The following is a 5,479-nucleotide window of genomic DNA, read 5'->3' on the forward strand; positions in this document are numbered from 1 at the left end:
AATGCTGACATATAGTTACAAAGTTACTTTTATAAGTCAAAGGGAAATACGGAATCATCATCTTGCGGTTCCACAAAATCAGGTCCCTTTGTCGGAGGTTCATCATCTCTCCAGCCCATGTATTCCATCAGGTAGGCCTTTTGTTCCTCCTTGCTCATTCCTTTCATGTCACGTTGGATCTCCTTATCCATACGATATAAGGTGAGGAAATCATAATCATCATGACTGCCTGGACACAAATATCTTGATCCGGGATTCTGACGTGGACTGTGGCCTGACATGACCCATTTACGAAGCAGCGTCTTTTCGTAGTAGCTCATCGGAACTTCCCGTTCATAACGTTCAAGTTCCATTGCGTTACTGTAGGCTATGTCATCCGGTGTGAATACATATCCTTCCGGATTCGCTTCGAAAGCTTCATAGTCAAAGCAATAGTCTGCAGGATATAGATCGTGTACATTGAAAACTTTATTTCTTCCCATTATTACCGACCTCCTGAGTATTTATCCTGCTCCAAGCTTCATTTATGCTTGATTCTCTGAGACGGTTATTACCACCCGGAAAGAGTACTAATTCCACATGATGTGTAAGACGTCCGATAAGAGCAGTAGTCATACGCTCGTCATATAAAACGTTCACCCATTGCGAAAACTCAAGGTTCGTATTAAGGATCACGGACTTCTGTTCGTGTATCTCGGAAAGATAATCAAAAAGCAGCTGGGTTCCTGTCCGGTCGTAAGGTACATATCCAAACTCATCCAGGATCAGTATCTGGGCACTGTTGAGTTTCTTCTTCAAGGAAGTAAGACTGCCTTTTGCCTTGCTTTCTGCAAAAAGATTGATAAGGCCCGCAGTCCGATAGAACTTCACAGGTATGTCTGCATTGCAGGCCGAAATACCTATCAGGGTAGAGAGCATCGTCTTGCCTGTTCCGGTACTGCCGTACAGGATGACATTCTCACCTTTACGGTAGAATTCCAGATCCAGTAATGAATCCAGGGAAACATCCGAAGGAAAATCTATCTCGTCAGTTCTAAACTGATCACGTTGGTAGATTTTCGGGAATCCGGCAGTGTTGAGCAGTTTCATCTTACGGCGCTCGGTTCTGTACTTGATCTCATTGCTTAAGAGGTTATAAAGGTATTCCTGGTTTGAGCCTCCTTCCTGTGACATGGCCATTTCCGCGAAGTTTGATGACAGTCTTAGCTGCTTGCAGCATAATGCGATGTTTTCCTTAAATTCATCCATTAGCGGCACCTCCCCTCTTGAGAACGGCATCCAATGCGTTAAGGTCATGTGGAAACATAATGACCTTCATCTTAGGGAGTGATTCTGTTCTGCTAAGTGGTGGCAATGGCGGAACATCCATATATGTTCGCCTGTAAAGGCTCATAAGGCTGTCAGGATCTGTTGCCTTATGCTGGATTGCTTTATTGACTGTCGAAATGGCACTTCCAAACCCACTACGCTCAGTTAGTTCTGCAAGTACCTTGAGGATCCTGCCGCGATCCTTATTCTCGCAGCCGTCCATGTACATCTGCATAGAAACCGGCATCATCTCGTATATTCCGCTGTTCTTAAGCGAGCGAGGTTTGCGGGCTATATATCGCAGATACGGGATCCAATCCATGCTCTCGTGTTCATCACCGTACAGGCGACGGTGTCTGACCACTTCATGGAGATCGCTGTCCATCACTATAACTTCAGATGAAGTGATGCGCAGACACACAGTATCTTCACAAAAAGCTGGCGAAGCAGAATAACGATGTTTCCCGGCATCAAGTGTGAACTTGCCGTATTTATCAGTCCTTGCAGTTGTGTAAAGAGAAGTGTCAAACGGGATGGCAGGAAGTGGTAAGAGGGCAGCCTTATCATCCTGAAACAACTCGGAAATAAAACGGTTCTTGTCATCATCGTAATGTTCCCGTTCCATATCTTTATCGCAAGCCACAAGCAGCTCAGCGTTTTTATCCGGAAGTGATTTAAATTCTGGTATTGGTACAAGTTCATTACGCCTTAAGTAACCAACCTTATTTTCAACGCTCCCTTTTTCCCACCCGGATTCAGGGTTCATGAATACAGGCTTGAAACGATAGTGTTCACAGAAACGTTGGAATCTTTCGGTGACCTCACGGCCTCCGCCTTTTATGATTTCGGTGACAATGGTCCTGGTGTTATCAAACCAGATTTCTGTCGGAACACCTCCGATGTGCTCAAACATGGTGACAAGTCCTTCAAGCAGGCACTCCATGTTTTCGCCATAATTCAACTGTAGAAAACCTCCGTTGCTATACGGAAAGCTAAGGACAAGATACTTTGCTTCGTGATGATATTTTCCGTTTTCACAGAAATCAGCATAGCCGAAATCCGCCTGTGCTTCGCCAGGATAATGATCCAGCGGAATATAGCCTTCCTTCTTTTTGAGCCTAAGTTCCTTCTTTTTCTCAGAAACATAGGCAGCAAGAAGGCGATATGAACAAGCATATCCTTCCACTTCTGCCTTAAGTCGCTTATGGATTCTCTTGGCAGTGTGGCGCTGTTTCCGAGGTGCTTTCTTGTCTTCAGAAAGCCATTTGTCAATGATAGGTTTGAACTGGTCGAGTTTAGAAGAGTGAAGGTTCTCTTCCAGGGCTGGAGGTGCCAAATTAAAGTCCTCCATATCCACATATTTCCGGACGGTTCGCCAATCAAGCTTTTCTATCTTGGCGATTTCAGAAAGAGCCTTGCCTTGTCCGTAGAACAGTTCTCTGATACGATGGATCTGGTCCATTGATGTCATACTCCTTTCCTCCTTGTCAGTATTGATAGCACAACACTTCAAGGATAAAAAATGGTTTGTATGTCCGCAATGGATCGTTTTATTATCCGACTTGGGAGCTACCAACATAATAGGGCGCATCCCTTTCCTTGGATAAATGAAGCTCTGCAACAACCTACAAAATGTAGGTGCAATAACCTGCATTTCCATCTTGCAACAACCTACATTTTTGGTCTGCAACTTTCTACATTTTTATTCTACAATAAACAGGTACTTGGCTGCCGTGACCTCGACGTATCCAGCAGCCAGATGTTTGCCATAGCGTGAGATATGAATGATGATAAAGAAAAAATAGAAAAATACATAATGCTCTCGATAATGGATGGATTGGGACCGGTATTTGATAATTCCATTATCGGGATATGTGGGGGTATCGATGCCTGTTTTTCAATGTCAGATGAAGATATCCTCAATAATGCGGCAAAAAGTTTTATTTCACAAAGGAAGGTAAAGGCATTTCTTGCTCAAAGGAATGACAGTTTCATCATGGATGCTGCGGAGAGAATTCTTTCTGAAGCAGAAGGCGCCGGTATGGATATAGTGACATATGAAGACATCCGGTATCCAAAACGATTCAAAGGAATAGCGGATGTCCCTGTTCTTCTGTATGTCAAAGGAGAACTCCGTATAAATGAATATGCTGATTCTGTCGGTATAGTCGGAGCAAGGAGATGTTCTCACGAAGGCAAGGAAAGAGCCATCATCGCAGCTGAAAGAGCAGTGTCAGAAAATAAAGCAGTAATAAGCGGAATGGCCAAAGGCATTGACTCCTACGCTCACACCGCAGCCATAAAAGGAAACGGCTACACAATAGCAGTACTCGGCAGCGGCGCAGACATATGCTACCCAAAAGAGCATGAAAAACTCTACGAAGAGATCATCAAAACCGGCTGCGTTCTTTCAGAATATCCCCCCGGAACCACACCCAAAAACTTTTATTTCCCTATGCGTAACCGCCTTATAGCAGCCCTGTCAGATAAGCTCTATGTAATAGACGTTGGCAGAAACAGCGGAACGAGATCCACGATAGAAAGCGGAGAGAGGTATGGGAGGGAGATAGAGGTGGTGGCTGCGTGTGACATATAGAGAAGGGATATAGGACATGCAACTATAAATAGTTGCATGTTCAACGCGTTTCAATTATACTTAATTTATGAGCTTAATAAAGAGGGAGGGAAAAATTATGGGGCAAAAAGATAAACTAATTGAAAAGCTTAAATCTAATCCAAAGGATTTTACATTTGAAGAGGCTGAATCGCTTCTTGGATATTTTTCATATTATAGAAACAACAAAGGTAGGACTAGTGGATCACGTGTCATGTTTGAGAGCGATGAGCATAAATCGAAAATAATACTTCACAAACCTCATTCCAGGAAGGAGTTGCTTTCATATCAAATTAAGCAGCTGATAGAGTATTTAAAACAGGAGGGTTTATTATGAATAACATTATGGAATACAAGGGATATGTGGGCAGCGTAGAGTTCTCAGAGGCGGATGGCTTATTTTTTGGAAAGGTTCAAGGAATACGTTCATTAATATCTTATGAAGGGACTAACGCCGTTGAACTAATTACCGATTTTCATGGAGCTGTAGACGATTATTTGGCTGTGTGCAATGAAGAAGGCAGACAACCTGAGATTGCATATAAAGGAAGCCTTAATGTGCGATTTAAGAAAAGCGACATTCACAGACGCGCAGCTATTTATGCTATCACACATAATCAAAGCTTAAATAGTTTTATTGAGGATGCGGTTGAGGAAAAACTGGAGCGTGTATGAGATAGGAATCTGTAGACAGAGATATAAGTGAATATCAGTGCCAGGTTGGCGACGAAAAATCTGATCTAGCGATATTACGATAATGAAATAGGAGAAGAACGTAGATGGCAAAAACAGATTATCGGCAAAATGCACGAGACATAATTGAATTTCTCAACAATGTGAAGACAGAGTCTCCAGATAATGTTATGACAATGTTCTTTGTACAGAAACCATCAAGAGATAAGTATGTATCCTTCAGACCGCAAATTTCCAATGAACTGCAAAAGAAGATTTTATCGATGATCTTGGGTCCTGCTATAGGTGAAGCAATGGAACCTGTTTTGACTTTTCGAAATGAAGCAATGGACTTTCCTGAAATTGATATTTTCGGTTTGCCACGTGGAACAACGGTGATGTAAGTTGATCTTGATGTTCAAGGGGAAAGATTGATAGAAAAAAAGGGTTGAAAGCTCAAGCTTTTTTATTCAAATCAGTGAATGAAAGCTTTACGCAGAATAGGATCATTAAGTATATTAATGAGGTTAAAATATATTACTTAAACTTCCCACATAAATAGTGGGCATCGTACCTTGAAAACTCTATATTCTAGACTATAAAAATACAATTACGCCACTTTGTAATCACTTGTCAGAGCATCCTGCATATATTCAGGCAATCTGAAAAAGAAATCCTTATAGATTTCTTCAACCTGTTCGTCTGTGATATGAAGTATGTTCTTTATACTTGCAGTCATAGCCTCTACGAGTATGAAAAGAGAATGTTGGAATGTAATGTCTTCCATTTCCTGTAACAGTACATAGAAGATTTCTCCTATCGTACGTTCGTCCTGATCTTTTCTTTGATATACAGAAAGATACATGTATCTGGCAAATACGATGG

General features: G+C 41.9%; 7 protein-coding genes and 1 pseudogene. 4 read left to right on the forward strand and 4 right to left on the reverse strand.

Annotated features, from left to right (window positions below):
* Nucleotides 1-29: 29 nt before the first annotated feature.
* From T515_RS15650 to istA, 3 genes are read right to left on the reverse strand one after another with little or no spacing between them, the layout of a single operon-like run.
* Nucleotides 30-482: a hypothetical protein gene (locus tag T515_RS15650; protein ID WP_036613302.1), complete on the reverse strand. Its 453-nt coding sequence runs from the start codon at nucleotides 480-482 to the stop codon at nucleotides 30-32.
* Nucleotides 469-1,248, reverse strand: coding sequence for an ATP-binding protein (locus tag T515_RS15655; protein ID WP_036613304.1), 780 nt, complete (start codon nucleotides 1,246-1,248; stop codon nucleotides 469-471). Before T515_RS15655 ends, T515_RS15650 begins: the two co-directional genes overlap by 14 nt.
* Nucleotides 1,241-2,770, reverse strand: a complete 1,530-nt coding sequence (gene istA / locus T515_RS15660) for an IS21 family transposase (protein ID WP_442950156.1) — start codon at nucleotides 2,768-2,770, stop codon at nucleotides 1,241-1,243. Before istA ends, T515_RS15655 begins: the two co-directional genes overlap by 8 nt.
* Nucleotides 2,771-3,088: 318 nt before the next feature.
* Between istA and T515_RS15665 the strand changes: the two genes are divergently transcribed.
* From T515_RS15665 to T515_RS15680, 4 genes are all read left to right on the forward strand, one after another.
* The gene (locus T515_RS15665; protein WP_051671816.1) at nucleotides 3,089-3,904 is read left to right on the forward strand and encodes a DNA-processing protein DprA; all 816 of its coding nucleotides are present in this window, start codon (nucleotides 3,089-3,091) and stop codon (nucleotides 3,902-3,904) included.
* Nucleotides 3,905-4,001: 97 nt separating this feature from the next.
* A complete protein-coding gene (locus tag T515_RS15670) occupies nucleotides 4,002-4,259 on the forward strand; it encodes a type II toxin-antitoxin system HicA family toxin (RefSeq protein WP_036613309.1) in 258 nt (85 codons plus the stop codon).
* Nucleotides 4,256-4,597, forward strand: coding sequence for a type II toxin-antitoxin system HicB family antitoxin (locus tag T515_RS15675; protein ID WP_036613310.1), 342 nt, complete (start codon nucleotides 4,256-4,258; stop codon nucleotides 4,595-4,597). Before T515_RS15670 ends, T515_RS15675 begins: the two co-directional genes overlap by 4 nt.
* Nucleotides 4,598-4,701: 104 nt before the next feature.
* Nucleotides 4,702-4,998: a hypothetical protein gene (locus tag T515_RS15680; RefSeq protein WP_036613312.1), complete on the forward strand. Its 297-nt coding sequence runs from the start codon at nucleotides 4,702-4,704 to the stop codon at nucleotides 4,996-4,998.
* A 206-nt stretch (nucleotides 4,999-5,204) separates the two neighbouring features.
* On the opposite strand, the pseudogene T515_RS17725 reads toward T515_RS15680, so the two are convergent.
* Nucleotides 5,205-5,479: pseudogene (locus T515_RS17725) on the reverse strand (IS4 family transposase); the annotation flags it as partial.

It is taken from the genome of Oribacterium sp. P6A1 (genome assembly GCF_000702885.1).
Lineage (GTDB): Bacteria > Bacillota > Clostridia > Lachnospirales > Lachnospiraceae > Oribacterium.